Source organism: Pseudoalteromonas sp. c7(2019) (assembly GCF_011378625.1).
GTDB lineage: Bacteria > Pseudomonadota > Gammaproteobacteria > Enterobacterales > Alteromonadaceae > Pseudoalteromonas > Pseudoalteromonas arctica.
The window spans coordinates 43,315-68,844 of sequence record NZ_WTKS01000003.1 but is presented as its reverse complement, the minus strand read 5'-3'; the positions used below and the strand labels follow the sequence as shown (position 1 = coordinate 68,844).

The following is a 25,530-nucleotide window of genomic DNA, read 5'->3' as shown; positions in this document are numbered from 1 at the left end:
TACTGCTTATTTTTATAATTGTGTGCAGAGAGAGTATTGTGCGTAAGTATTTATTTTTAATTTTTTTAATAATTAGCAGCCCAAGTTGGGCCGTTGATCCATTTGAAGATTTTCATGAATATGGCAAGCTCTCTGATGAAGAAATTCATGAGTTACACAAAGGTGACATGTTCTACGGTGATACTGAATTTGGCTTTATTCTGAGTAAAGGTAACACCAATTCGACCAGTTTTAAGCTCAAAGGTAATTTATACCAAGACTTTGAAAAGTGGCGTAACCAATTTAAAATAGACTCTCTTTATAAGCGTGATGAGAACGATGAAAGCGGTGGCACTGATGTTACAGCTAATCGTGTTTTTGTATCTGCGCAAGGTAACTATAAAGTAGGTGTTAAAAACTCCTCATTTTTTATTTACGGTGATTACGAAGAAGATGAGTTTAGTGGACTTGATTTTAAAAGTACGGTGGCGACAGGCTATGGTGCACGTGTATATCAAGGCTCTAAAAACAAAGTAGATATTGATATAGGACCTGGTTTATACCGTTCAGTAGCCGATGAAGATTCGGATGTGAGCGAAGATGAAATTAATAAAACCGGTTATTTAGTACGTGTTGCAATGCAGTGGGAACGTTTGGTTTCTAAGCGTACTCGTTTTAATCAAGATGTGAGTATAGAGCAGTCGCTCTCAGGTCTTAATTCTCGCTTAAAATCGGAAACCGCACTAATAAGCCAAGTGATTGGTGCGGTATCACTCAAATTTACCTACATGTATCGTTATAATTCAAAACCCGAAGATGATAAACTCAAGTTTGACTCAGAGCTGAGTGCTACATTGGTGTACAGCTTTTAAGTATTTATTTAATTTAGAGAATATTATGTATCAGCATAAACAGTATGCGGTGTTTATCTTTTTTGTATTAGCGTGGATAGGCGGTTTTGTAGCGCTTGCATGGAACTTGTTAGGCGCTGATGGACCTTTAATTATATTTGCTGGGATTTTAGTGCTGGTGGGCTTTTTGTTCCATGGTCTAACAGTAAAAGTAGATGATAAAAAAATTAGCTGGGCGTTTGGTCCAGGTGTTGCAGGGCAAAGCATTGAGCTTGGCGAAGTAGTAGAAGCTAAGGCAGTTCAAAACTCTTACAGGCACGGTATTGGTATGCGAATTACTCACGATGGTTGGGTGTATACAGTATCTGGCTTTAGTGCAATACAGCTAACGCTTAAAGATGGCACTTTGTATCGAGTTGGCACAAACGATCAAAAAGGTTTACTAGCCGCTCTAAAAGAAAAGAATGTATCAATCGCGCTGCCTAGTAAGGCAAAAACTGAAACGGTTAAGCGCAACAATATGATATAAAAAAAGCGCCCTAGGCGCTTTTTTACTTGGTTTAACAGTGTATTAGTGGTCGTGACCACATCCACCCTCACCATGTACATGACCATGAGTGAGTTCTTCTTCGGTTGCATCACGTACTTCTAGTATCTCTACATCAAAGTTAAGTGTTATGCCTGCAAGCGGGTTATTACCATCTACAATAACTTCTTCATCTTGGATATCGATGATCATTACTGATTGGTCACCATCATCTGTTGATGCACGAAATTGCATGCCGACTTCAATTTCCATACCTTCAAACATCGACTTAGGTACAGCTTGCATTAGGTTATCGTGGCGTTCGCCATAACCTTCATCAGGTTCAACTTTTACGCTAAGTGTGTCGCCTGGTTGCTTGCCTTGCAAAGCATTTTCTAGGCCTGAAATTAAGTAGCCTGTGCCAATGATAAAGTGTAGTGGCTCACCACCGAACGAGTTATCAATGCTATTGCCATCATTATCCATTACCGAATAATGCATTTTTACCACTTTGTTTGCCGCAACGATCATAGTCATTCCTATTTATTCATCTTCAAGAGAGTAGGGTAGAGGCAGAATGCTTAGCTCCACCTGAGGTGTGTGTTTTGCACGAAGTACCTGAGTTACATCAGTATCGTTTGGCAACACAACGAGGCCTGTTAATTTATTTGTTTGTTCATTAAAGCTTTGTGCAATAAGTTTACCCGCACGGCGCCAGTTTTCGCCTAATTGGGTTTCTAAATCGGGCTCTGAAAGTATCCCTTCGCTTTGACCTGAGACTATATACATTGCACGCTTATTTTTACCTAGGTACTTCATGCGAGCCACAGTTTCTTGACCGGTATAACACCCTTTTTTAAAGCTTATACCGTCAATAACATGTAGGTTTACCATTTGAGGAACATACTCGCCAATTGCATCTGCACTTAACTGAGGTTCACCTGCAAGCATAGATGCTTGTTGCCAAGGAGCTTCGTTATCAAGTGTAGATACGTCATCAGGCATACTAAACTGGCTATCGACCATCAATAAAACACGGTTATCAGCTAATTTTAGTGCTTTACCGCTTTCAAAGTCACACGCGCTCGCATCACCTTCAAAGTTAATATCAAGTTGTGCGAGTACATCCGATAAATCATCACCAATGAGACCAATTAATCGCTTTGAACATGCACTAATGTCAACTTTTGCAAATACGGCATACTTTTTTAGCTCAGCTAACGATTTTTCTACTTCGTTTTCGCTGCCTGTAAGGTAGTAGCTGTCTTGATAAGAAAATAATTTAAATACGCCCCAAAGTTTACCTTTAGCGCTGCAATGGCCAGCCCACAAATAATTACTGCTGGTTAATTTATTTAGATCTTGAGTGATTTGCCCGTGTAAATAAGATAATTTATCAGCACCGCAGAGGCTAATAAGTTGATGAGATAACGGACATGCATAAACGCTCGACATAAAAACCTTCTTTGCAATATAAATGAAGTGACATAATAACGCAGTTGTTACGTATGGTACAGACAAGCGCTTATTGGTGCGGGTTTATTCTTTAATGAGAGATTAATAGCTGCTAAATAGGCTTGTGTTTGTTAAACTCGAGTCAATTAAGTATGAGGTTTAAAATGGTTGAAATTCATAGTAAAGCACGTATTCGTTGGGCTTGCCGTCGTGGCATGTTAGAGCTTGATGTTTTGTTTATGCCGTTTGTTGAAGAAGCATACGACTCTTTAAGCGCAGAGCAACAGGCTATTTTTCAGCGTTTGCTAACAGAAGAAGACCCTGACTTATTTGCATGGTTTATGGGTCATCAAGAATGTAAAGATGAGCAGTTAAACGGTATGGTTTCGCTGATCTTAGACCGAGTTCGTGTATAGGTTTACAGTTACTAATAATAACGCTGACCACAAACCTATTGTGGTCTTTTTTTGCATGCTCAGTTTAATATTATGTTTATTTTTAGATTCGCTACTAGCTATGCTTTTTTGTTTGATAATTAATATATTAGCTGGCTTTTTAGTGTGGCAAAAAGTGTTGGTAATTCATCCAAACCATGGCGTTATAATTCTAGAACCCAAGCTATTTAGGTTTGAGGGTGAGGGTTTAAAAATTCAGGGTGAAATTAGTAAAAAAAGCCGTTTTTATGGCAATAATATATGGCTACATATTAAAGGTTTTAGTAACAACCATTGGCTTATAATTTCAGCCAATGGTGTTAATGAACAAAGTTATGCGCGTTTGAAACGTGCTACTTTAAGCGCGGTTAATTGCGTTTTGGAGTCAAAATAGTCGGTGTTGGATTTTCATTTTGTTCAGGATAGTCAATTGTATAATGTAGGCCTCTGCTTTCTTTTCGTTCCATTGCACTTCTAATAATGAGTTCTGACACTTGTACTAAGTTACGAAGCTCAAGCAAGTTATTACTTACTCTAAAGTTTGCATAATAATCGTGTATTTCTTGCTGCAGCAACTCAACCCTATGCAGTGCACGTTCTAAGCGTTTAGTAGAGCGTACAATACCTACATAATCCCACATAAATAAACGTAGTTCATGCCAGTTATGGGTAATAACAATTTCTTCATCAGAGTTACTAACACGGCTTTCATCCCAATGAGGTAGAGCCATTGGCTCTGGTGCATGTTCAATTTTACTTAAAATATCTTTAGCTGCAGCGTGGGCAAATACAATACATTCTAATAATGAATTACTTGCCATACGGTTTGCACCATGTAGGCCTGTGTAAGCGACTTCGCCAACAGCATACAAGTTATCGAGATCTGTTTTACCGTTAAAGTCGGTCATTACGCCACCACAAGTGTAATGCGCAGCAGGTACAACTGGGATTGCTTCTTTTGTTATATCAAGCCCTACACTTAGGCATTTTGCGTAAATAGTAGGGAAGTGCTCAATAATAAAGTCTTTATCTTTGTGGCTAATATCTAAATAAACACAATTAGCACCTAAACGCTTCATTTCAAAATCGATTGCGCGTGCGACTATATCGCGTGGAGCGAGCTCTTCACGGCTGTCAAAGTCTTTCATAAAACGAGTGCCATCAGGTCGTTTTAAATAAGCCCCTTCACCGCGCATCGCTTCTGTAATTAAAAAGTTTTGTAGCTCTGGATGATAAAGGCTTGTTGGATGAAATTGATTAAATTCCATATTGGCAACTTTACAGCCTGCGCGCCATGCCATTGCAATACCATCACCACTTGATACATCTGGATTAGAAGTATACAAATACACTTTGCTTGCGCCACCAGTGGCAAGAGCAACAAATTTAGCTGAAATGGTTTCTACCTTTTTAGCTTTTTTGTTCCACACATACATACCTTCAATGTGTGAGCCTGTTTTTCCGGCGCTTTTATCTGTAATTAAATCAATGGCATTGTATTGCTCTAAGAGCGTTATATTCTTATGAATTTTAACTTGGCTAATAAGCGTGGTTTGCACAGCTTTGCCAGTAGCATCGGCTGCATGCAAAATACGACGATGGCTGTGACCGCCTTCACGTGTTAAATGAAAACGCTCTTTTCCTTTGCTATCAAACTCCATATCAAAGGGAACACCTTGGTCGATTAACCACTGTAGGCAATCGTGAGCATTGCTGGCAGTATAATGAACAGCGTCTCTGTCGCATAAACCGCCGCCCGCATCGAGTGTATCTTCAACATGAGATTCTATGCTGTCGTTTTGTTTATCAAATACAGCTGCTATACCACCTTGAGCATATAAAGTAGAACCTTCTGTAAGCGCTCCTTTACTGATCACGGTAACGTTACAATAATTAGCTAGAGATAATGCAAGTGATAAGCCTGCTGCGCCGCTACCTATAATAGCGACATCTGCAATGTGATGTTTATTTTGGTTCATGTCAGAGGTACTTTGCGGTTACAATGCTCGTATAGAGCAATATTTGTTTTTAATATCTGTAGTTGTACCATATTTGTCATACTACTACGTAGTGATTTTAAAGGCTTAGCGCCGTTATTTATCATCTATTTTATAAAAAAATAATATTAAGCAGAACTTTTTATTCATAAAGAGGTCAGAGTATTTGTGAACAATGACGACAATATGAATAACAAGCAAAAATCAGACATAGGAGTACCGGCTCGAATGAGCGAGCAGGAATTAGATTTAGTGCTAGTAAAAAGGGTCCAGCAAGGAGATAAAAACGCCTTCAACCTATTAGTAAAGAAGTATCAAAACAAAATTGCAGGTTTGATCTCACGTTATGTATCAAACCAAGGCGATATTGCTGATGTAGCACAAGAGGCTTTTATTAAAGCTTACCGTGCACTTCCAAACTTTAGAGGTGACAGCGCCTTTTACACGTGGTTATACCGTATTGCCGTTAATTGTGCTAAAAATTACTTAGTAGCCCAGGGGCGTAAGCCGCCAGCAAATGATATAGACGCTGAAGATGCCGAGTTTTATGATTGTGCAGATTCAATGCGATCTAATGCATCTCCTGAAAACCTACTTTTAAGCGAAGAAGTACGCGCTGTTATTTTTAATACGATTGATAGTTTGCCTGAAGATCTTAAAACCGCAATCACCCTTAGAGAAATCGAAGGGATGAGCTATGAAGAAATAGCAGTGGTAATGGATTGCCCGGTCGGGACTGTGCGTTCGCGTATATTTCGTGCCCGTGAAGCAATAGATAACAAATTAAACCCATTAATAGGCGAGTCTTAGTATGACAAAAGCACACCTTAACAAGTTAGATAACGAAGCGTTATCGGCATTACTTGATGGCGAGCAACATCTGACTGATGCAAAAATTGCAGAGCAAGATGTAACTACGTTTGGCCGTTATGCGTTAATTGGTGATGCGATGCGTGCTCAAAAAAATAATAACGACATACATATTGATATTAGCGATCGCGTTGCATTAGCACTAGAAAGCGAGCCTGTTTATGCTGACTTTGGTCAGTCAAAAACACAGCCTCAAGCAATCACTGAGACGGTACAAGATAATAAAGTAGTGGCTTTTAATTGGCGCAAGCCAGTTGCTCAACTAGCAATTGCAGCCAGTGTGGCAATGTTTGCTATTGTTGGAGTTAATACGCTTCCTCAAAGCAACAACGAGCAACAAAGCGAAATTCCATTACTACAAACCACACCGCTGACAGGTATGGCATCGCCAGTAAGTTACTCATCTGAGCCTGCGCTTGAAAATGCAGAGCAAGGTTTACGTGAATTACAGCAACAACGTATTGGTGCATTAGTTCTTGAGCATCAACGCCAAGCACGAGTTGCGAATTCTTTAGAAACAGCGCAAACTAATACCAAAGCGTCTGAGGAAAAAAACTAATTAAATGAAAGTAATCACTTTTGTTCTGTCGTTGGTAGTAAGCTTTAATGCATTTGCCAACGACACAAATCCTGCCAAAGATTTATTACTAAAAATGGCTAATGCCGTTCACACCCGTAATTTTGACGCTTCGTTTGTGGTTGTCAAAGGTAAAACAATGGAACCCTACCGATGGGTGCATGCTTTACAAGGTGACACAGAACTTGAGCATTTAAGTTTACTTAACGGTGCTGGGCTTGAAATGGTCCGTATTGACAACCAAGTTACTTATTTTGAACCTCAGTCAGAACCATACTCCCTAAAAACAGATTCAATAGCGGGTCCAATTCCTGAAGTGCTTTTTAAAGATATAGATCGCTTAAGCGCGCACTATGATTTTGTATTAGGCGGGAAAGGTCGTATTGCAGGGCGTGCTGCTCAACTAGTTCGCATAGAATCTAAAGACGAGTATAAATATAATTATTGGATTTGGCTGGATATGGAATCGTCGTTATTACTAAAAGCCGCGTACGTTAACCATGAAGGTGAGGCCTTAGAGCAGTTACAGCTTACTCACATTAGTGTGACAGAGCAGCCAGCAGGTATGTTACTTGAAGTGCTCAATCGAAACTTTCCAACGCCTTTACCAAACGATGCACTTATAAACGAAGACAGTACAGCTACTAACTGGCAAATTAGTTGGTTACCGGATGGCTTTGAATTACTAAAATCAGACAGACATAAGCTCGATTTAAATAACGAATTAACAGACTATTACTTGTTCTCTGATGGTTTTGTTGAAATTTCGGTATTTATTCAGCGTCCATTACCGGGTAAGCGTTTAAGTGGTGCACTAACCTCTGGTGCAACGACAGTATATGTGCATAATGGCGGTAATTTTGATGTATCGGTTGTTGGTAATGTACCGAGTATGACCGCAAAAGCGATTGCTGAGTCAGTTACCCGCGCATTATAAACGATTCGTAAGGATTGTTATGATTGAACAAACCCTCACTGTTGTGGCCCTCGATGGCCACATTGCTCATTTAGAAGCACAACAAAAACAAGCTTGTGAAGGCTGCAATGGTCGTTGCGGCTCACAAGTGTTTGGTAAGCTGTTTGGCACTGCAAAAAAAACCTTCCCTTATAAATTTGAATCCTCTGTTGAAGTAGGACAAAAGGTAACCTTGTCACTTGATGATAGTCACGTCGTTAAGCATGCATTTGCGGTATACATGCTACCACTGCTTTTAAGTCTGGTTTTTGCACTGATTGCAGCGCAATTATTTATGTCTTGTGAAGGTTGGCAAATTTTAGCTGCAGCTTTAGGTGGTGTTACTGGTTTCTTTATAGCTAAAACTCGCGTGAAATCGCTAAAGCACGATATAAAAGTTATAAAAATTCACCCAATTAGTATCCCTTTAACTCAAATAGATGGTGATTGACGCCAATTAAATGTAAAATTGCCGTTTTATACCAAAGTAACTTGGAAATACAGGGAATAGTGGTTTTTTAAATTATTTTATCTAGCTGAATTATGTAAGTTAAATAAATTTAACTTATTGTTATTCAATAAATAAAATGGTTTTAATCAATATTAAAAAGCATTCGTGATGTTTGTAATTTACAAACTGAGCTTATGGCATCCTACAGCAAGTATTTTCAAGTCACTTAGGTATTCATATTTAGTCCATTAAAATAGAAGTATAGAATCCAGTTTATGAAGCATATCCGTAATTTTTCGATCATCGCCCATATTGACCATGGTAAATCGACCCTTTCAGATCGTTTGATCCAAGTTTGTGGCGGTTTAACCGACCGTGAAATGCAAAAACAAGTTTTGGATTCAATGGATATTGAGCGCGAACGTGGTATTACCATTAAAGCGCAAAGTGTAACGTTGAATTACAAAGCGAACGATGGCGAAACTTATCAACTTAATTTCATTGATACTCCAGGACACGTTGATTTTACATATGAAGTATCGCGTTCTTTAGCTGCATGTGAAGGTGCACTACTCGTTGTCGATGCAGGCCAAGGCGTTGAAGCACAAACATTAGCTAACTGTTACACCGCTATTGAAATGGAATTAGAAGTAATTCCAGTACTTAACAAAATCGATTTACCGCAAGCGGATCCTTTGCGCGTTGCAGAAGAAATTGAAGAAATTATTGGTATTGATGCCCTTGATGCAGTGCAATGTAGCGCTAAAACGGGTGTAGGTATTGCCGAAGTTCTTGAAATGATTGTTAGAGATGTTCCGCCGCCAGTAGGCGATACAGATGGACCTCTACAAGCACTTATTATCGATTCTTGGTTTGACCCATACCAAGGCGTTGTATCATTAGTGCGTATTAAGCACGGTGAATTACGCACTGGCGACAAAATAAAAATAATGTCGAATGAGCATATACATACTGCCGACCAAGTGGGTGTGTTTACACCTAAGCAAACTAACACCGGTATTTTAAGAACAGGTGAAGTAGGGTTTGTTATTGCTGGCATCAAAGAGATACATGGTGCGCCAGTAGGCGATACTATAACTCATCAAAAAAATGCGGCTCCACTTCGTTTACCTGGTTTTCAAAAAATTAAGCCTCAGGTTTATGCAGGTATGTTCCCAATTGCATCTGATGAGTATGAATCATTCCGTGATGCGCTTAATAAATTAAGCTTAAACGATGCGTCGTTATTCTTTGAACCAGAGAATTCAACTGCATTAGGTTTTGGTTTCCGCTGTGGCTTTTTAGGTATGCTACACATGGAAATCATTCAAGAGCGTTTAGAGCGTGAATACGATATTGATTTAATTACAACGGCACCTACGGTAATCTATGAGATAGTTACTAAAGAAGGTACATTCCAGATTGATAACCCGTCTGATTTACCTGCAGTAAACGATATTTTAGAAATTCGTGAGCCGATTGTTGAAGCTAATATTTTGGTACCACAAGAATACTTAGGTAATGTTATTACTTTGTGTATTGAAAAACGCGGTAGCCAAACAAAAATGACCTATCACGGAAAGCAAGTAGCTGTTACGTATGAGCTACCTATGGCTGAAGTGGTAATGGACTTTTTTGATAAATTAAAATCAACAAGCCGTGGTTTTGCATCGCTTGATTATAACTTTAAACACTTTCAAACATCAGATATGGTGCGTGTTGATATTTTAATCAATAGTGAGCGTGTTGACGCACTTGCGATTATTGTTCACCGCGATGGTGCTCAGTCTCGTGGTCGTCAATTAGCTGATGCATTAAAAGAGCTTATTCCTCGTCAAATGTTTGATATTGCGATTCAAGCAGCGATTGGACAACACGTTATTGCACGTACTACGGTAAAACAGTTACGTAAAAACGTAATTGCTAAGTGTTACGGTGGCGATGTGAGTCGTAAGAAAAAGCTACTTAAAAAGCAAAAAGATGGTAAAAAACGTATGAAGCAAGTAGGTAATGTTGAAGTGCCTCAAGAAGCGTTTTTAGCTATTTTAAAAGTTGGTAAATAAAAACAAAGGATTATAAATGGCTGGTTATTTTTCAGTTTTATTGGTGCTATTAACCTTAGGCTCAGGCTTAATATGGTTAATAGATCACTTAATGTATGCACCTAAAAGACAGGAGCGCTTAGCGATAGCGCAAACGTCTGCTGGAGCTCCGTTAGATGAAGAAACTGCGGCATTAATTGCACCAGAACCAGTACTAACAGAAACAGCAAAGTCGATTTTCCCGATGATTGCAGCAATTACTATTTTTAGATCATTTATTTTTGAACCGTTTCAAATTCCATCTGGTTCAATGATGCCTACACTGTTAGTGGGTGACTTTATTTTAGTACAAAAGTATTCATATGGAATAAAAGACCCAGTTTGGCGCACTCAGTTAGTTGATATCGGTGAGCCTGAACGTGGTGATATTGTTGTTTTTAAATACCCTTTAGATGAAAGTGTTGACTATATTAAACGTACGATTGGTTTACCTGGCGATAAAATTGTTTATCGTGATAAACGTTTATATATTCAGCCAAACTGTAAAGAAGGCGAAACCCAACAGGGTGAGCTTTTATGTAATGAATTCAATAAAATTGATTTTAAACTAATTAATGATAACGAATTTAAACAAGGCCCAATGCCTCTAGCTCGTGTGAATGAAAATTTAACAACAGTTACGCATGATATATTAATCAACCCACAAGCGCCTGAAAGAAAAGGGCGTTACTATCAGCAACCGGGCACGCCTTCTGATGAATGGACTGTTCCTGCTGATCATTATTTTATGATGGGTGATAACCGCGACAACAGCCAAGATGGTCGCTTTTGGGGCTTTGTACCAAAAGAAAACTTGGTGGGTAAAGCTGTCTTTATATGGATGAGTTTTGAATTTGAGAATGGCCCTGATGATATTTTACCAGGATGGGTTCCAACTGGTGTTCGCTTTGAACGCCTAGGTAATATTCAGTAACGATGAAAAAAAATGTAACAGAATTATATAAAAAAATTGGCTATGAATTCGCTGATCAAGGTTTACTTGAACAAGCAATGACGCACCGCAGCCACAAAGGCCAACATAATGAGCGACTAGAATTTTTAGGCGACTCGATTTTAAGCTTTGTGATTGCCAATGCACTTTATGCCAAATTCCCTAAAGCGCGTGAAGGCGATTTAAGTCGCATGCGTTCAACACTTGTGCGTGGTCAAACACTTGCTGAGTTTGGTCTTGAATTTGGTCTAGGCGATTATTTACGCTTAGGGCCGGGCGAGCTTAAAAGTGGCGGTTTTCGTCGCGAGTCAACGCTTGCTGATGCAGTAGAAGCTATTATAGGCGCTGCATTTCTAGATTCAGGTATCGACAGTTGTGGCGATCTTATATTGGCGTGGTACCAATCACGTTTGGATGCTATTTCACCAGGGCTTAACCAGAAAGATCCTAAAACCCTGCTGCAAGAGTATTTACAAGCCCGTAAATTATCGTTACCGGGCTACACAGTGGTTGATACACAAGGCCAAGCACACAATCAAACATTCACGGTTGAATGTATTGTTGATGGAATGGATAGCATAATTTCTGTTGGTAGCTCGCGCCGTAAGGCCGAACAAAAAGCTGCTGAAAAAGCATTGAAGATACTTAAAAATGAACCTTGATACCTTAATACAGCCTCATGAACGTGATGTAGATACATTTTGTGGAATGGTGGCGATTGTCGGTCGACCAAACGTAGGTAAATCGACTTTGCTTAATGAAATCATTGAGCAAAAAGTGAGTATTACCTCACGTAAACCACAAACTACACGTCATCGTATTATGGGTATTCATACCGTAGATAAACACCAAGCGGTATACATAGATACACCGGGTCTACACGTTGAAGAAAAGCGTGCTATTAACCGTCTAATGAATCGAGCAGCGTCTAGTTCTATCGGCGATGTAGAGCTTATTATTTTTGTCGTTGAAGGCACTCATTGGAATGCAGATGACGATATGGTACTTAATAAAGTATCGCAAAGTGGTAAGCCTGTATTATTAGTTATTAATAAAATTGACCAAGTTAAAGACCGTGATCTTGTATTGCCTCATATGAAGTGGTTAAGTGACAAGTTTGATTTTGTTGGAATTATGCCAGTATCAGCAACGCAAGGTAAAAACGTTGATTTAATCAAAGCAGAAGTAACTAAACGCTTACCTCCTTGCGAATTTTACTTTCCTGAAGATTATGTAACTGACCGTTCGATGCGCTTTATGGCAGCTGAAGTTATCCGTGAAAAGCTAATGCGTTTTATGGGTGAAGAACTACCGTATTCTGTGACTGTTGAAATTGAGCAGTTTAAATGGCAAGACAACGGTATTTGGCACATCAATGGGTTAATTCTTGTTGAGCGCGAAACACAAAAACGCATGGTTATTGGTAATAAAGGCGAAAAGCTAAAAACCATTGGCCGTGAAGCTCGTAAAGACATAGAAGAAATGCTTGATAACAAAGTATTTTTAGAGCTTTGGGTTAAAGTTAAGTCGGGTTGGGCTGATGATGAACGTGCACTAAGAAGCTTAGGTTACAGTGAAGACTAAACCAAGCAGTAGCTTAGTGAATGGATAGCGACTTCTACACCGCGTATTTATTACATCGGCGTCCTTATAGTGACTCCCAAGTAATGTTAGATATGCTTGTAGAAGGCGTTGGCCAGTTAAGAATGCTAGCCCGAATTAGTGGTCGCCAGGCCACTAAACATAAAGCACAACTTCAGCCGTTCCAGGCACTCCTTGTTAATTACAGTGGCAAGTACGATTTAAAATATATCAATAAGTTTGAACTGCATGGTAACCCGCACTTTTTAAAAGGTGATGAGCTTTATTGTGGTTTTTATTTGAATGAGCTAACTAATCGCATCGTTCCTGTTAATGAGCCAATTGAACAAGTATTTGAGCTATATAAATCGCACCTAGGAAACCTAAACAGCGGAGCCAATTTACAAGAAGTGCTTCGCTCGTACGAATTTCAATTATTGGAATTACTCGGTTATGGCGTGGATTTTAGTTTTGATGCCAGTGGTGAACCAATAGATGAAAAGCAGACGTATAGTTATTTCCCCGAACTTGGTTTTTTAGTACAAGAAGATACGCGTTCTGGATTTAGTGGCAAACAACTCAACGCCATAGCAAATCATGACTTTAGCCAAAGTGATGTGCTATATATGGCAAAGCAATTAAGTCGCTATTTATTAAAACCCTTATTAGGTAGTAAACCATTAAAAAGCCGTGAGCTATTTATGGCCTCTCAATAAACGTAATTTTACAGGTAAGAAAATGAAAGATATTCTTTTGGGTGTAAACGTAGATCATATTGCAACACTTCGTCAAGCGCGTGGAACAAGTTACCCAGATCCAGCCCATGCAGCCAGTGTAGCAGAGCATGCAGGCGCAGACGGTATTACGATTCACTTACGTGAAGACAGACGCCATATTCAAGATCGCGACGTTTATGTGATGGCTAAAACTATCCAAACTCGCATGAATCTTGAAACCGCTGTTACCGATGAAATGATACAGATAGCGCTTGAAGTAAAACCCGAGTACGTGTGTTTAGTACCTGAAAAGCGCGAAGAGTTAACCACCGAGGGCGGCTTAGATGTAGCGGGTAATATAGATAAAATTAAAGCCGCAACAAAAACGCTTACCGACGCGGGTATTAAAGTATCGCTATTTATTGATGCAGATAAAGCACAATTAGATGCAGCTAAAGAATGTGGTGCTCCTTATGTAGAAATACACACAGGCGCGTATGCTGATGCAACAAATGATACTGATTTACACAAAGAGTTAGAGCATATTCGTGAAGGTGTTAAATACGCAGCAAGCTTAGGTTTGATTGTTAACGCTGGCCATGGTCTTCATTACCATAACGTTAAACCCATTGCCGCGATGCCTGAGATTTATGAGCTAAATATTGGCCACGCTATTATTGCTCGTGCAGCGATAGATGGGCTCGATAAAGCCGTACGCGACATGAAACGATTAATGATTGAAGCAAGAATGTAATACGAATCTACATAAGTATTTAAAAAGCTTAATTAAAAAAACGCGGTTAATGCCGCGTTTTTTTGTATCTAAAATTCAAAGCTTATCTTTGTAGCTCAGTTACGCTTGCATCAGCAAGTAAGTTTTCAAGCTCGTCCTGTAACTCAAATAATTCAGGTTCAATATTCTCTAACAAGCATTTATTTTTAAGTGATGTTTCAATTGTTTCTGCGAGTGATTTAAGTTTTGGTACACCAGTGTAACAACATGCGCCATGAAACTTGTGGACAATACTTAGGACTTGCTGACAATCATTACTCTCTATCGCTTTAGCAAGCAATGTAAGAGTTTCAGGGACGCTTAGAAGTAGCATATTAAGCATCTCTAGCGCTAACTCGCTCTTTCCTCCAGCACGCTGCAGGGCTTGTGCCCAATCAATTCGACTACTTTGAAATGGAGCCGGGCTTTGTGGTGTATCTGTTTTAGCTTTATCGCGATTAACCGGGGTCTGTGGACTATGATCGCTAATAATTTGTTTAAGCATATCTTCATCAATAGGCTTAGTTAAATAGCCTTTAAAGCCATCTTTTAGTAGTTGCTCTTTTTCGCTTTGAAGGGCGTGTGCCGTTACAGCTATAATTGGTGTATCTTCATTAAGTGATGATTCTTGTATAAGCTTGCATGCGGTTATACCGTCCATAATTGGCATCTGAATATCCATAAAAATTATGTCGTATTTATGACTTTTACTTAAGCTGTATGCTTGTGAACCATTATGTGCCGTTTCTATTACTTCAATCTGTTCACTTAATAAAGTATGGAGAAGTTTTAAGTTGGCATCGTTATCATCAACAACTAATACTTTTAACGGCAGCAAAGCTTGATCGTTTTGTTCAATATTATGAGTAGGGTGGTCAAGCCTGTAAGGTGCAGCAAGTACTTCACATAACTTACGGTGATTAAGTGGTTTACTTAAACACGCATCAGCACCGCTGCCTATAAAGGCTTCTCGCATATTGTGCGATACAGTATTAAGCATTAAATATAAGTAATCAGTAGATTCACGCACGGCTTTTACATAGCTTTTTAGTTGCTGCATATCATCAACTGATGCCATATGGCCAATTAAGCAAACATCATATTTATGTTCAGTATTTTTTATAGCGTCTAAAAAGCTAGTCTCGTTAAAACATGCCGTTACGCTTGATTCCCATTGAGTCAATAACGAAAGTACAGCGTGATGTGTATGCTCGTGTGGCTCTAAATACAAAATACGTTTACCAATGAGCGATTTAGTCGGTAAGTCGTTAGTAAATACATGATTGGGCAAACTAAACACACTATTGAATGTAAAACAGGTACCGTTACCTGGTGCAGAGTTTAATGTTATGCGGCCATTCATCGCTTCAACAATATGCTTAGTAATAATGAGGCCAAGACCTGTACCACCAAACTTACGTGTAATGCTTGAGTCTGCTTGCCCAAATGGAGTAAATAAAGAGTCTTGCTTATCCATAGGTATACCCACGCCAGTATCTGTTACTGACACAAGTAAAGAGGTGCGTTCGTCGTCGAGTAACCGATGGCTTATGTCGACCTTAATGGAGCCTTTTTCAGTAAATTTAATCGCATTACTTAATAGGTTTATCAGCACTTGTTTAAAGCGAGTGGGATCGCCCGTTAAGTCATCTGGTACTTGTTGGTTAATGTAAATGGATAGCTCTAATTGCTTATCGTGTGCGCTAGGAGCGAGTAGCGTCATCACTTCATTTACAGCATCACGAAGTTGAAACTGAATCGACTCAAGTTCCATTGCACCCGCTTCTAGTTTGGAGAAATCTAGAATGTCGCTAATAATAGTCATTAAACTATTTGCTGATAGCATAATAGTATCGAGATAATCTTTTTGATGCTTGTTTAGTGGTGTTTTATAAAGCTGGCGTGTAAATCCAATAACACCGTTGAGAGGAGTACGAAGTTCGTGACTCATTTTAGCTAAAAAGTCTGATTTTACGCGGTTAGCATCTTGAGCTTCTTTTTTTGCAAACGAAAGTTCTATATTTGAAGTTTCGTATTGCTCTAGTGTTTCACGGTAGTCGCTAGTTGCTTGGTCAATATTTTTTTGCATTTCATCTTTTTGCATCACCATAGTGTGAGCAATGGTATTTAAGCCTTCTCGCAATAGCTCAAATTCACCTATCATGTTGTCGTTAAGGCCAGTACTTCTTTTACCTTCGACTAACTTGTCGGTTGCAAGTACTAACTTATTAAGCGGCGTCATAAACATGCGGCTTAACCTTAAAGCTAAAATTGCTGCAAACACCAATGATAAAATAATTACAATACCGCTAATTAATAAAGCACGTTGCTGCCCTATAACAGCTTGGTCTTTGTTTAGCTGTATAATAACGGTGCCCAGAGATGACTGAAAAGCAGATGGATCCCATTTAGAGTCGTGACTTGTATGGTTAATAATGGGCGTGAAGAATGTAACAAGCTCATCTGACTTTTGCACGTGGGTCGTTTTTAAATTTATGAGCGTCTTTTGATTAATTAACTTTTCAAATGAGCGGTGATAATTACTCGTCATTAATAGCGCATTATTTTTATCAAAAATTGCAATCGACTTAATTGTAGGGGAGTGCTTGTTATGTGTGTAGCTTATAAGGCGATTCAATAGCTGTTTGTTTTTTTCGAGCATGGGTTGCTCAAGCGCAATAGCAAGTGGCTCAGAAATAGTAGTACCTTGCTGATATAAAATTTCATCAAGCTCAATGTAACGATTTATTGTAAAATAGCCACCAAGTAGTAATCCTATGATCACCGTTGGGATCAGGGTCAGTGTTAAAACAGAATCGCGTAAGCCTAATTTGGTCATAATGGGAGCGTTTTATCGTTATTAGTATGATTTGAGTATATACGGTTCAACACGCATTCTAAAGCATCTAAATATAGGTGCTTCATAAATAAACTGAAGGTAATGCCTAATGGCGCAAATTTTTAAAGCGAAAAAAAAACCGCTTAAGCAACAAACATTAGAATTAAATATAACGGGAATGGATCATCAAGGGCGTGGCATTGCTAAGCATAATAATAAAGTATGCTTTGTAAGCGGTGCATTACCAAATGAAACAGTTAAAGCAATGCTCGTCGAAGATAAAGCTAAATACAGCAGTGCAAAAGTAATTAAAGTTATTAAAGCGAGTGAATCAAGAGTAGACGCTTTTTGTGAGCACTATAATCAGTGTGGTGGCTGCCAATTACAGCATTTAGAAGTAAGCCAACAAGTTGTAGAAAAACAAACTGCAGTTACTCAGCTATTTAGTAAGTTTGCTAAATTAAACAGCTTAAACTGGCAAGCTCCATTATTAAGTAAGTCTGTGCATTACAGGCGCAGCGCTCGCATAGCCGTTATGTTTGATAAAGCAGCAAAAAAAATGCGTGTGGGTTACAGAGCCAGTGGTTCAAAAAATATTGTCAGTATTAATAAATGTGCAGTACTTGATGAAGTATTTGCAGATGTTTTTACACTTTTTGATGGTTTAATTAATCAACACAAAGCGCTGCACAGTATAAGCCATTTACAGTTATGCCAAAGTGATGAGAAAAACTTTGTTGTTATTCGTTACACTAAAGCAATTAACGATGATACAAAGGCTTTGGTTGAGCACATAACAAAAAGCCAACAGTTTGAAGTTGTATGGCAAAGCGAGAGCGATGTAATTGAGCATTCACACTTAGCCATGCCGTTTTATTATCTTAAAGAGTTTGATCTAAAATTTGAATTTGGTTTAGGTAATTTTATTCAGGTAAATGCGCAAGTTAACGAAGCTATGTTAAAGCAAGCCGCAAATTGGCTTGATTTAAAAGGTGATGAAAATTTATTGGATTTATTTTGTGGCATTGGTAATTTCTCATTAGTGTTGGCAAAACAAGCAAAATCTGTAATTGGCGTAGAAGGTGTGACTTCAGCGGTTGCAATGGCTGCTCAAAATGCGCAAACTAACTCTATTACCAATGCGCAGTTTCATTGCTTTGATTTAACGCAAAGCATACAGAGCGCCCCATGGTTTAGTAAAAACTTAGATGTGCTTGTACTCGATCCATCTAGGACTGGTGCAATGGCTGTATTAGAGCAATTATCTTTAAAGCAGTTTAAAACTATTTTATATGTCTCTTGTGACCCTGTTACTTTAGCCCGTGACAGCGCAATTATTTCACAAGCTGGCTTTGATCTTAATAAAATTGGGCTAATGAATATGTTCCCTCATACAGGGCATATTGAAACTATGGCGTTATTTCAACGGAGGTAGAACGCATTATGGTAGCTACACGACAATCACATCAACAAGATGAGACAACAGATTTTAGCACTCGGCTTTCATTTCTTGCCTTGTCTGAAGAAAAAACAGAGCTACTTACTAAAGCGCAAGCGCTCTGCGTAAAATGTGATAATGAAAGCAGGCAAACTACTGCAATCGAAATGGTTGAAATTTTAGCTGAGCTAAATCTCGACCCCGAATCGTTAGCTACTGCGTATTTAACCCCGTATTTTTTAAACGATTTAATATCACTAGAAACCATAGAAGAGCAGCTTGGTAGTAATATAGCCATGCTGTTAACTGGGGTTGCACAAATGGCCACTATTAGTACTTTATCGCATCAAGGTAAAGGAACTATGCAAGTTGATAATATTCGAAAAATGTTATTAACCATGGTTGAAGATGTGCGCGCCGTGGTCATTAAGCTTGCCGAGCAGGTATGTCATTTACGTAATGTAAAAAATGCGGATGAAGAAGACCGCGTCATTGCCGCTAAAGAAACGGCTGATATTTTTGCACCATTGGCAAACAGATTAGGAATAGGGCAATTAAAGTGGGAACTGGAAGATTTATCGTTTAGATATTTGCACCCAGGCACCTATAAAAGCATAGCCAAACAACTTGACGACAAACGTCTTACGCGCGAAGCCTATATGGAAGATATGGTTGAGCAAGTAAAAAACCGTTTAAGTGAAGCGGGCATAGAGGCCCAAGTTTATGGCCGCCCCAAGCACATTTACAGCATTTATAAAAAAATGCAGCAAAAAAACTACGAGTTTGATCAGCTTTTTGATATTCGTGCAATGCGTATCGTTGTTGAACGCTTACAAGATTGTTATGGCGCGCTGGGTATTGTGCACACCAATTGGCGTCATCTTAATAAAGAGTTTGACGACTATGTAGCAACCCCAAAACAAAACGGCTATCAGTCAATCCATACCGTAGTATTTGGGCCTGAAGGTAAAACAGTAGAAATACAAATTCGTACCAGCGATATGCATCAAGATGCTGAGTTGGGTGTAGCTGCACACTGGATGTACAAAGAAGGTGCATTACCAGGGCGCGGCTCGGGTTATGAGCAAAAAATTAGCTGGTTGCGTAAGTTACTCCAATGGCAAGAAGAAGTGGTTGATGGTGGTGATTTAGCAGAAGAGCTTAAAAATCAAGTAGTAGAAGACCGCGTATACATATTTACCCCAAGCGGCGATATTATCGATTTACCACTTGGCGCTACACCACTTGATTTTGCTTACTACATTCACTCAAATGTAGGGCATCGTTGTATTGGCGCAAAAATTTTCGGCAAAATAGTGCCGTTCACGCATCAACTTACAACTGGGGATCAGGTAGAAATACTGACCCAAAAACAACCAAATCCAAGTCGTGATTGGTTAAACCCGTCATTAGGATACATTAAGTCATCGCGCGCTAGAGCCAAAATTCATCACTGGTTTAAACAGCTCGACCGCGACAAAAACTTAAGTGCGGGGAAAGAAATTCTCGACAGTGAATTACAAAAGCTTAATTTAACATACAAAGATTTAGAGCCTGCCATCAAGCGTTTTAATTTTAAAGAACTTGATGACTTAATGGTTGCAATTGGTGCGGGCGATGTACGCCTCAATCAAATGCTTAACTTTGTAAGTGATCGGACAGAAGATGAACCGGTTATTCGTATTAAAGCGCCTAGCAAAGTAACGGGTGATAAAAACGGCATAGTGGTTGATGGCGTTGGTAGCTTAATGAGCCATGTAGCAAAATGCTGTCGTCCTGTCCCTGGCGATGAGATAATAGGTTATATAACGCAAGGTCGAGGGATAGGTGTTCATAAGGAAGACTGTGATTCGTTTAATAACTTAAAAAATCAGCATCCAGAGCGTGTTATTTCGGTAAGTTGGTCTGAAGATATCAACGGCTCGTACGCACTAAGTATTAAAATAGAAGCAACCGATCGTTCAGGGCTAATACGCGATATAAGCTCAGTACTTGCTAACGAAAAAGTAAATGTTTTAAACATGAACGTAAATACGGTTGAAGATAATCAGTTAGCTATATTTACGATGCAAATAGAAGTACATGACTTATCGGGTACTAACCGTGTTCTTTCTAAGTTACACCAAATTGAAGGTGTACACGATGCCAAGCGTGGTCATTAATCATGAATGATAATGCAGCGCTTACACAACTTCTTAGCATAATGAAAACACTGCGAGATCCCAAGGGCGGTTGCCCGTGGGATCTCAAACAAGATTTTAAATCTATTGTGCCGCATACACTAGAAGAAGCATACGAAGTTGCCGACTGTATTGAGTCAGGCAACTTAGATGAGCTTAAAGGTGAATTGGGGGATTTGTTATTTCAAATTATTTTTTATGCGCAGCTTGCACAAGAGCAAAATCTATTTGATTTTGATGATGTAGTAGAGCAATTAAACGATAAGCTTACCCGTCGTCACCCGCATGTATTTGGCGATAAAAAAGAGCTAACAGATAAGCAGCTATCGCAACAGTGGCAAGCAATCAAAGCAAAAGAACGCAGTGCTAGAGCGCAAACAGAATCACCTTCTTTTTGGCAAGATATTCCTGCCAATATGCCAAGCTTAAGTAAAGCCAAAAAAATTCAACAACGGGTTGCCGCACTTGGTTTCGATTGGCCAACGTATCATGGTGCACTTGATAAAGTGAGCGAAGAAGTGCTTGAAGTAAAAGAAGCGATTGAGCAAGACCCGTTATCTGATCATACAGCGGAAGAACTCGGCGACTTACTTTTTGCCACTGTTAATGTTGTACGCCATGTTAAACGAGACCCCGAACAGCTGCTTCGTAGCGCTAATGATAAGTTTTCAGCGCGTTTTGAAAAGGTAAACGCCTATTTGTATGCGCAAGGCAAAAGCTTAGATACAGCCACCTTTGAAGAAATGGACAGTGCATGGGATGCAATTAAAAAAGTAAAATAGGCTTAATGTTAAATAGTGCACATTTTTTGTGCGCGCATTAGCTAATTTTAGCTGGATTGATAAGCAGTGTTTTGGTACAATTTCGCCCCGTCTTGATGATATACCCTTAGGCTCTTCTTTGGGTGTTATATTCCTTTTAATTCCTGATATTCTAGGGTTCGCATGAGTACAAAATTTATCTTCGTTACTGGCGGAGTTGTTTCTTCGTTGGGTAAAGGTATTGCCGCAGCTTCACTGGCCGCTATTTTAGAAGCCCGTGGTTTAAATGTTACCATTTTAAAGCTGGATCCTTACATCAACGTTGACCCAGGCACAATGAGCCCAATTCAACACGGTGAAGTTTACGTTACAGAAGACGGCGCAGAAACTGACCTTGATTTAGGTCACTACGAGCGTTTTATTCGTACCAAAATGACTAGTCGTAATAACTTCACACAAGGCCGTGTATATGAAGACGTATTACGTCGTGAGCGCCGTGGTGAATACCTAGGCGCTACTATTCAGGTTATTCCACATATCACTAACGATATTAAGCAACGTGTATACGACGGTGCTGAAGGTTATGATATTGCTATTGTAGAAATTGGCGGCACTGTAGGTGATATAGAATCACAACCGTTTATTGAAGCAATTCGTCAGATGGGAACTGAAATTGGCCGCGAACGCGCGCTATTTATTCACTTAACGTTAGTGCCATTTTTAGGCCCTGCAGGTGAAGTTAAAACAAAACCAACTCAGCACTCTGTTAAAGAGTTACGCTCAGTAGGTATTCAGCCAGATATTCTTATTTGTCGTTCAGACCGTAAACTACCTAATAATGAGCGTGCAAAAATCTCATTATTCACAAACGTAGAAGAAAAAGCGGTTATTTCATTACCTGACGTAGACAGCATTTATAAAATTCCAGCGCTATTAAAAACGCAAGAATTAGATAACTTCGTATGTCGTCGTTTTCACTTAGATCCACCAGAAGCTGATTTAGCTGAGTGGGAACAAGTACTTTATCAAGAGTCTAACCCAACGGGTGAAGTGACAATTGGTATGGTTGGTAAATACACTGAATTACCAGATGCGTACAAATCGGTTAACGAAGCATTAAAGCATGCGGGCCTTAAAAACCGTTTAACAATTAATATCCAGTACGTAGATTCACAAGATTTAGAAAGCAAAGGTGTTGAATTACTTTCACACTTAGATGCTATTTTAGTACCGGGTGGATTTGGCGGACGTGGTGTTGAGGGTAAAATCTTAGCGGCTAAATACGCACGTGAAAATAAAGTACCATACCTAGGTATTTGTTTAGGTATGCAAGTAGCATTAATTGAATATGCACGTAATGTTGCAGGTTTAACGGATGCAAACTCTACAGAGTTTAATGCAAATTCAGAAGCGCCAGTAGTTGGCTTAATTACTGAATGGCTAGATGCTGAAGGTAATGTTGAAACACGTAGCGAAAAATCTGATTTAGGTGGCACTATGCGTTTAGGCGCACAAAAATGTCATTTAACACCAGGTTCTAAAGTACGCGAAGTATATGGCAGCGACGAAATAGTTGAACGCCATCGTCATCGCTACGAAGTAAATAATAACTTTGTAGAAATACTTGAAAAAGCAGGCTTAAGCTTTACTGGTTTATCAGAAGATAAAAAACTGGTAGAAATTATCGAAAATAAAGATCACCCATGGTTTATTGCCGCGCAGTTCCACCCGGAATTCACGTCAACTCCACGTGATGGTCATCCGTTATTTGAAGGGTTTGTAGCAGCCGCGCATATCCACCAAAAAGCGAATTCGTAATTTTAAAAGCCGTGCATATTGCACGGCTTTTTTGTTTTAAGGGCTGACTAAGCTATATAAAACGTAGTAAAGTTAGCTGAACTCACCATTTTGGGAATATAGAGGAATCAAGATGTCAGAAATCGTAAAAGTAATCGGTCGCGAAATTATGGACTCGCGTGGTAACCCAACTGTTGAAGCAGACGTACATTTAGCAGATGGCTCTTGGGGTCGTGCAGCAGCACCTTCAGGCGCATCTACTGGTACTCGTGAAGCATTAGAGTTACGCGACGGTGATAAATCACGTTACTTAGGTAAAGGTGTATTAAAAGCAGTTGGTTATATCAATAACGAAATTGCTGATGCTTTAAAAGGCCAAAGTGCATTAGATCAAAGCGCTGTAGATAAAGTGATGCTAGATTTAGACGGTACCGAAAATAAAGAAAAATTAGGTGCAAACGCAATCTTAGCTGTATCACTAGCAACTGCGAAAGCAGCTGCACAGTCTAAAAAAGTTGAGCTTTATGAACATATCGCTGACTTAAACGGCACGCCAGGTGTTTACTCTATGCCACTTCCAATGATGAACATCATCAATGGTGGTGAACATGCAGATAACTCTGTAGATATTCAAGAATTCATGATCCAACCTGTTGGCGCTAAAAACTTCCGCGAAGGCCTACGTATGGGTGCTGAAGTATTCCATAGCCTTGCTAAAGTACTTAAAGCTGATGGTCATTCAACAGCGGTTGGCGATGAAGGTGGTTTTGCACCAAACCTTGCATCTAACGAAGCGGCTCTTGCTGCAATTAAAGTAGCTGTTGCAAATGCAGGTTACGAGCTAGGTAAAGATATTACTTTAGCGATGGATTGTGCTGCATCTGAGTTCTACGACAAAGAAGCAAATATCTACGACCTTAAGGGTGAAGGCAAAAAATTCACTTCTGAAGAATTTAACTTCTTCTTACAAGATCTTACTAATCAGTACCCAATCGTTTCTATTGAAGATGGTCTTGATGAGTCTGATTGGGATGGATTTGCACATCAAACTAAACTAATGGGTGATAAAATCCAATTAGTAGGTGATGATTTATTTGTAACAAATACTAAGATTTTAAAACGTGGTATCGACAACGGTATTGCTAACTCAATCTTAATTAAGTTTAACCAAATCGGTTCTTTAACTGAAACTTTAGCTGCAATAAAAATGGCTAAAGACGCTGGTTTTACTGTTGTTATTTCTCACCGTTCTGGTGAAACTGAAGATTCAACAATTGCTGATTTAGCGGTTGGTACTGCTGCAGGTCAAATTAAAACAGGTTCATTGAGCCGTTCTGACCGTGTTGCAAAGTACAACCAATTGCTACGTATTGAAGAGCAATTAGGTGATAAAGCACCGTACAACGGTCTTAAAGAAGTTAAAGGTCAGTAATTCTATTTTATATAGAATCTAATTTTTAATTTTAGATGATAAAATCCTCGCATAAGCGGGGATTTTTTATGCCTGATACTTTTATTCAAAGAGATGAGAATAAGTTGTAGCGTTAAGCTGCTGCCGCGCGCACGTAGTGCGAAAAGAGGGTACCCACAAAAATGGCTCAACAATTAATATTTTATAACACAGTTAAAGCTGAAACTGCTGTTTTAAAATATCACCTGTAAAACTGGTTTTTAAGTAAAAGCCACGGGGTAGGGTTTTAATTATTTGCCCATTTGGACCAATAGCATCAGTCACTATTTTACTATGAGCAGCTTTAGGGCGTATTTGCATCGCATCGCCTAAATGGCCTGATATTTCGTCGACTCTACCTAGTGCAATTAGCTCCATTTGCTCTTCCCAGTCGCGTTGTAATAAAGCGTCTTGTTCAAACGTGGGTTGCCACAAAAAGCCGCTGCCGATGGTTCTATCAAACGGGGCAATATCACGTTCGCTTAAAATTGGCAGCCATAAAACATGATTTAGTTTTTTACGTACAGAGCTGGTATGCCAAGTCATTCCTGTAACGTTCATTAAAGGTGTAACCGATACAAACGTAGTTTCAAGTGGCCTACCTTTATAGGAAATAGGGAGTGTTTTTAGCTCAATTCCTAAATCTTCAAAATCCGGAAGTGGTTTTGAGCCCGCAGTAGCACCTAATACATATTCAATTAACTGACCAGTCCAACCTTTCTCGCGCAGTAAATCATCTGGCGTTTTAAAATTATACTTGTTAGCAAGCTGCCCTAGAGTTAATCCGGCAATATTATTAACGCGTTGCATTAAATCGTTTATTGAGTGTGGTTTTGTAGGTCGCATGTCATGCCAATTTTAAAATATG

24 protein-coding genes are annotated in these 25,530 nt (G+C 39.2%); 19 read left to right on the top strand and 5 right to left on the bottom strand.

Annotated features, from left to right (window positions below):
- Positions 1-38: 38 nt before the first annotated feature.
- On the top strand, positions 39-851 hold the full coding sequence (locus GQR38_RS03990; protein WP_007581700.1) for a DUF481 domain-containing protein: 813 nt from the start codon (positions 39-41) through the stop codon (positions 849-851).
- Between the two features lie 25 nt (positions 852-876).
- The gene (locus tag GQR38_RS03985) at positions 877-1,359 is read left to right on the top strand and encodes a hypothetical protein (RefSeq protein WP_165721040.1); all 483 of its coding nucleotides are present in this window, start codon (positions 877-879) and stop codon (positions 1,357-1,359) included.
- Positions 1,360-1,401: 42 nt separating this feature from the next.
- Here the strand turns inward: GQR38_RS03985 and GQR38_RS03980 are convergent, their stop codons facing one another.
- Positions 1,402-1,887, bottom strand: coding sequence for a peptidylprolyl isomerase (locus GQR38_RS03980; protein ID WP_007581704.1), 486 nt, complete (start codon positions 1,885-1,887; stop codon positions 1,402-1,404).
- A 12-nt stretch (positions 1,888-1,899) separates the two neighbouring features.
- Positions 1,900-2,811, bottom strand: coding sequence for a folate-binding protein YgfZ (locus GQR38_RS03975; protein WP_165721039.1), 912 nt, complete (start codon positions 2,809-2,811; stop codon positions 1,900-1,902).
- Between the two features lie 164 nt (positions 2,812-2,975).
- Here GQR38_RS03975 and GQR38_RS03970 point away from each other — a divergent pair, with 164 nt between their 5' ends.
- Entirely contained in the window at positions 2,976-3,227 is a 252-nt protein-coding gene (locus GQR38_RS03970; protein ID WP_007581709.1) for a succinate dehydrogenase assembly factor 2, read from the top strand.
- A 55-nt stretch (positions 3,228-3,282) separates the two neighbouring features.
- Complete coding sequence (locus tag GQR38_RS20470) at positions 3,283-3,639, top strand: hypothetical protein (RefSeq protein ID WP_240917376.1); 357 nt, start codon at positions 3,283-3,285, stop codon at positions 3,637-3,639.
- Here GQR38_RS20470 and nadB read toward each other — a convergent pair.
- Entirely contained in the window at positions 3,614-5,224 is a 1,611-nt protein-coding gene (gene nadB, locus GQR38_RS03965; RefSeq protein ID WP_007581714.1) for an L-aspartate oxidase, read from the bottom strand. The genes GQR38_RS20470 and nadB overlap by 26 nt on opposite strands.
- Positions 5,225-5,470: 246 nt before the next feature.
- Between nadB and rpoE the strand changes: the two genes are divergently transcribed.
- The 10 genes from rpoE (at position 5,471) to pdxJ (ending at position 14,179) form a co-directional block, all read left to right on the top strand.
- Positions 5,471-6,052, top strand: a complete 582-nt coding sequence (rpoE, locus tag GQR38_RS03960) for an RNA polymerase sigma factor RpoE (RefSeq protein ID WP_002958721.1) — start codon at positions 5,471-5,473, stop codon at positions 6,050-6,052.
- A gap of 1 nt (position 6,053) precedes the next feature.
- Positions 6,054-6,671, top strand: coding sequence for an RseA family anti-sigma factor (locus GQR38_RS03955; RefSeq protein ID WP_165721038.1), 618 nt, complete (start codon positions 6,054-6,056; stop codon positions 6,669-6,671).
- Positions 6,672-6,675: 4 nt separating this feature from the next.
- Positions 6,676-7,626, top strand: coding sequence for a MucB/RseB C-terminal domain-containing protein (locus GQR38_RS03950; RefSeq protein ID WP_007581719.1), 951 nt, complete (start codon positions 6,676-6,678; stop codon positions 7,624-7,626).
- Positions 7,627-7,645: 19 nt separating this feature from the next.
- Positions 7,646-8,095 (top strand): SoxR reducing system RseC family protein, encoded by a 450-nt coding sequence (locus GQR38_RS03945; protein ID WP_154903490.1) that lies wholly within the window; start codon positions 7,646-7,648, stop codon positions 8,093-8,095.
- Positions 8,096-8,370: 275 nt separating this feature from the next.
- Positions 8,371-10,158: a translation elongation factor 4 gene (gene lepA, locus GQR38_RS03940; protein ID WP_007581724.1), complete on the top strand. Its 1,788-nt coding sequence runs from the start codon at positions 8,371-8,373 to the stop codon at positions 10,156-10,158.
- 16 nt (positions 10,159-10,174) lie between these two features.
- On the top strand, positions 10,175-11,110 hold the full coding sequence (lepB, locus tag GQR38_RS03935; RefSeq protein WP_007581726.1) for a signal peptidase I: 936 nt from the start codon (positions 10,175-10,177) through the stop codon (positions 11,108-11,110).
- 2 nt (positions 11,111-11,112) lie between these two features.
- Positions 11,113-11,790 (top strand): ribonuclease III, encoded by a 678-nt coding sequence (rnc, locus tag GQR38_RS03930; RefSeq protein WP_007581728.1) that lies wholly within the window; start codon positions 11,113-11,115, stop codon positions 11,788-11,790.
- The gene (gene era, locus GQR38_RS03925; protein WP_007581730.1) at positions 11,780-12,712 is read left to right on the top strand and encodes a GTPase Era; all 933 of its coding nucleotides are present in this window, start codon (positions 11,780-11,782) and stop codon (positions 12,710-12,712) included. The genes rnc and era overlap by 11 nt, the downstream gene beginning before the upstream one ends.
- Positions 12,713-12,732: 20 nt before the next feature.
- Complete coding sequence (gene recO / locus GQR38_RS03920; RefSeq protein WP_007581733.1) at positions 12,733-13,425, top strand: DNA repair protein RecO; 693 nt, start codon at positions 12,733-12,735, stop codon at positions 13,423-13,425.
- Between the two features lie 22 nt (positions 13,426-13,447).
- Positions 13,448-14,179 carry a pyridoxine 5'-phosphate synthase gene (pdxJ, locus tag GQR38_RS03915; RefSeq protein ID WP_007581734.1) on the top strand — a complete coding sequence of 244 codons (732 nt, stop codon included), beginning with the start codon at positions 13,448-13,450 and terminating at the stop codon, positions 14,177-14,179.
- A gap of 82 nt (positions 14,180-14,261) precedes the next feature.
- Here pdxJ and barA read toward each other — a convergent pair whose 3' ends face one another.
- A complete protein-coding gene (gene barA / locus GQR38_RS03910) occupies positions 14,262-17,036 on the bottom strand; it encodes a two-component sensor histidine kinase BarA (RefSeq protein WP_007583105.1) in 2,775 nt (924 codons plus the stop codon).
- A gap of 109 nt (positions 17,037-17,145) precedes the next feature.
- Between barA and rlmD the strand changes: the two genes are divergently transcribed.
- The 5 genes from rlmD (at position 17,146) to eno (ending at position 24,644) form a co-directional block, all read left to right on the top strand.
- On the top strand, positions 17,146-18,471 hold the full coding sequence (gene rlmD, locus GQR38_RS03905) for a 23S rRNA (uracil(1939)-C(5))-methyltransferase RlmD (protein ID WP_165721037.1): 1,326 nt from the start codon (positions 17,146-17,148) through the stop codon (positions 18,469-18,471).
- Between the two features lie 8 nt (positions 18,472-18,479).
- Positions 18,480-20,636: a GTP diphosphokinase gene (gene relA / locus GQR38_RS03900; protein WP_007583109.1), complete on the top strand. Its 2,157-nt coding sequence runs from the start codon at positions 18,480-18,482 to the stop codon at positions 20,634-20,636.
- Positions 20,637-20,638: 2 nt separating this feature from the next.
- On the top strand, positions 20,639-21,436 hold the full coding sequence (mazG, locus tag GQR38_RS03895) for a nucleoside triphosphate pyrophosphohydrolase (protein WP_165721036.1): 798 nt from the start codon (positions 20,639-20,641) through the stop codon (positions 21,434-21,436).
- Positions 21,437-21,598: 162 nt separating this feature from the next.
- Positions 21,599-23,233 carry a CTP synthase gene (locus GQR38_RS03890; RefSeq protein ID WP_101217576.1) on the top strand — a complete coding sequence of 545 codons (1,635 nt, stop codon included), beginning with the start codon at positions 21,599-21,601 and terminating at the stop codon, positions 23,231-23,233.
- A gap of 112 nt (positions 23,234-23,345) precedes the next feature.
- A complete protein-coding gene (gene eno, locus GQR38_RS03885; protein ID WP_024589994.1) occupies positions 23,346-24,644 on the top strand; it encodes a phosphopyruvate hydratase in 1,299 nt (432 codons plus the stop codon).
- Positions 24,645-24,836: 192 nt separating this feature from the next.
- Here eno and mutH read toward each other — a convergent pair whose 3' ends face one another.
- Positions 24,837-25,508, bottom strand: coding sequence for a DNA mismatch repair endonuclease MutH (mutH, locus tag GQR38_RS03880; protein ID WP_010553218.1), 672 nt, complete (start codon positions 25,506-25,508; stop codon positions 24,837-24,839).
- Positions 25,509-25,530: the final 22 nt, after the last annotated feature.

Coding starts and splice junctions, on each gene's coding strand:
- GQR38_RS03985 (WP_165721040.1), top strand. CDS start 877: ATGTATCAGCATAAACAGTATGCGGTGTTTATCTTTTTTGTATTAGCG.
- GQR38_RS03980 (WP_007581704.1), bottom strand. CDS start 1,887: ATGATCGTTGCGGCAAACAAAGTGGTAAAAATGCATTATTCGGTAATG.
- GQR38_RS03975 (WP_165721039.1), bottom strand. CDS start 2,811: ATGTCGAGCGTTTATGCATGTCCGTTATCTCATCAACTTATTAGCCTC.
- GQR38_RS03970 (WP_007581709.1), top strand. CDS start 2,976: ATGGTTGAAATTCATAGTAAAGCACGTATTCGTTGGGCTTGCCGTCGT.
- GQR38_RS20470 (WP_240917376.1), top strand. CDS start 3,283: ATGCTCAGTTTAATATTATGTTTATTTTTAGATTCGCTACTAGCTATG.
- nadB (WP_007581714.1), bottom strand. CDS start 5,224: ATGAACCAAAATAAACATCACATTGCAGATGTCGCTATTATAGGTAGC.
- rpoE (WP_002958721.1), top strand. CDS start 5,471: ATGAGCGAGCAGGAATTAGATTTAGTGCTAGTAAAAAGGGTCCAGCAA.
- GQR38_RS03955 (WP_165721038.1), top strand. CDS start 6,054: ATGACAAAAGCACACCTTAACAAGTTAGATAACGAAGCGTTATCGGCA.
- GQR38_RS03950 (WP_007581719.1), top strand. CDS start 6,676: ATGAAAGTAATCACTTTTGTTCTGTCGTTGGTAGTAAGCTTTAATGCA.
- GQR38_RS03945 (WP_154903490.1), top strand. CDS start 7,646: ATGATTGAACAAACCCTCACTGTTGTGGCCCTCGATGGCCACATTGCT.
- lepA (WP_007581724.1), top strand. CDS start 8,371: ATGAAGCATATCCGTAATTTTTCGATCATCGCCCATATTGACCATGGT.
- lepB (WP_007581726.1), top strand. CDS start 10,175: ATGGCTGGTTATTTTTCAGTTTTATTGGTGCTATTAACCTTAGGCTCA.
- rnc (WP_007581728.1), top strand. CDS start 11,113: ATGAAAAAAAATGTAACAGAATTATATAAAAAAATTGGCTATGAATTC.
- era (WP_007581730.1), top strand. CDS start 11,780: ATGAACCTTGATACCTTAATACAGCCTCATGAACGTGATGTAGATACA.
- recO (WP_007581733.1), top strand. CDS start 12,733: ATGGATAGCGACTTCTACACCGCGTATTTATTACATCGGCGTCCTTAT.
- pdxJ (WP_007581734.1), top strand. CDS start 13,448: ATGAAAGATATTCTTTTGGGTGTAAACGTAGATCATATTGCAACACTT.
- barA (WP_007583105.1), bottom strand. CDS start 17,036: ATGACCAAATTAGGCTTACGCGATTCTGTTTTAACACTGACCCTGATC.
- rlmD (WP_165721037.1), top strand. CDS start 17,146: ATGGCGCAAATTTTTAAAGCGAAAAAAAAACCGCTTAAGCAACAAACA.
- relA (WP_007583109.1), top strand. CDS start 18,480: ATGGTAGCTACACGACAATCACATCAACAAGATGAGACAACAGATTTT.
- mazG (WP_165721036.1), top strand. CDS start 20,639: ATGAATGATAATGCAGCGCTTACACAACTTCTTAGCATAATGAAAACA.
- GQR38_RS03890 (WP_101217576.1), top strand. CDS start 21,599: ATGAGTACAAAATTTATCTTCGTTACTGGCGGAGTTGTTTCTTCGTTG.
- eno (WP_024589994.1), top strand. CDS start 23,346: ATGTCAGAAATCGTAAAAGTAATCGGTCGCGAAATTATGGACTCGCGT.
- mutH (WP_010553218.1), bottom strand. CDS start 25,508: ATGCGACCTACAAAACCACACTCAATAAACGATTTAATGCAACGCGTT.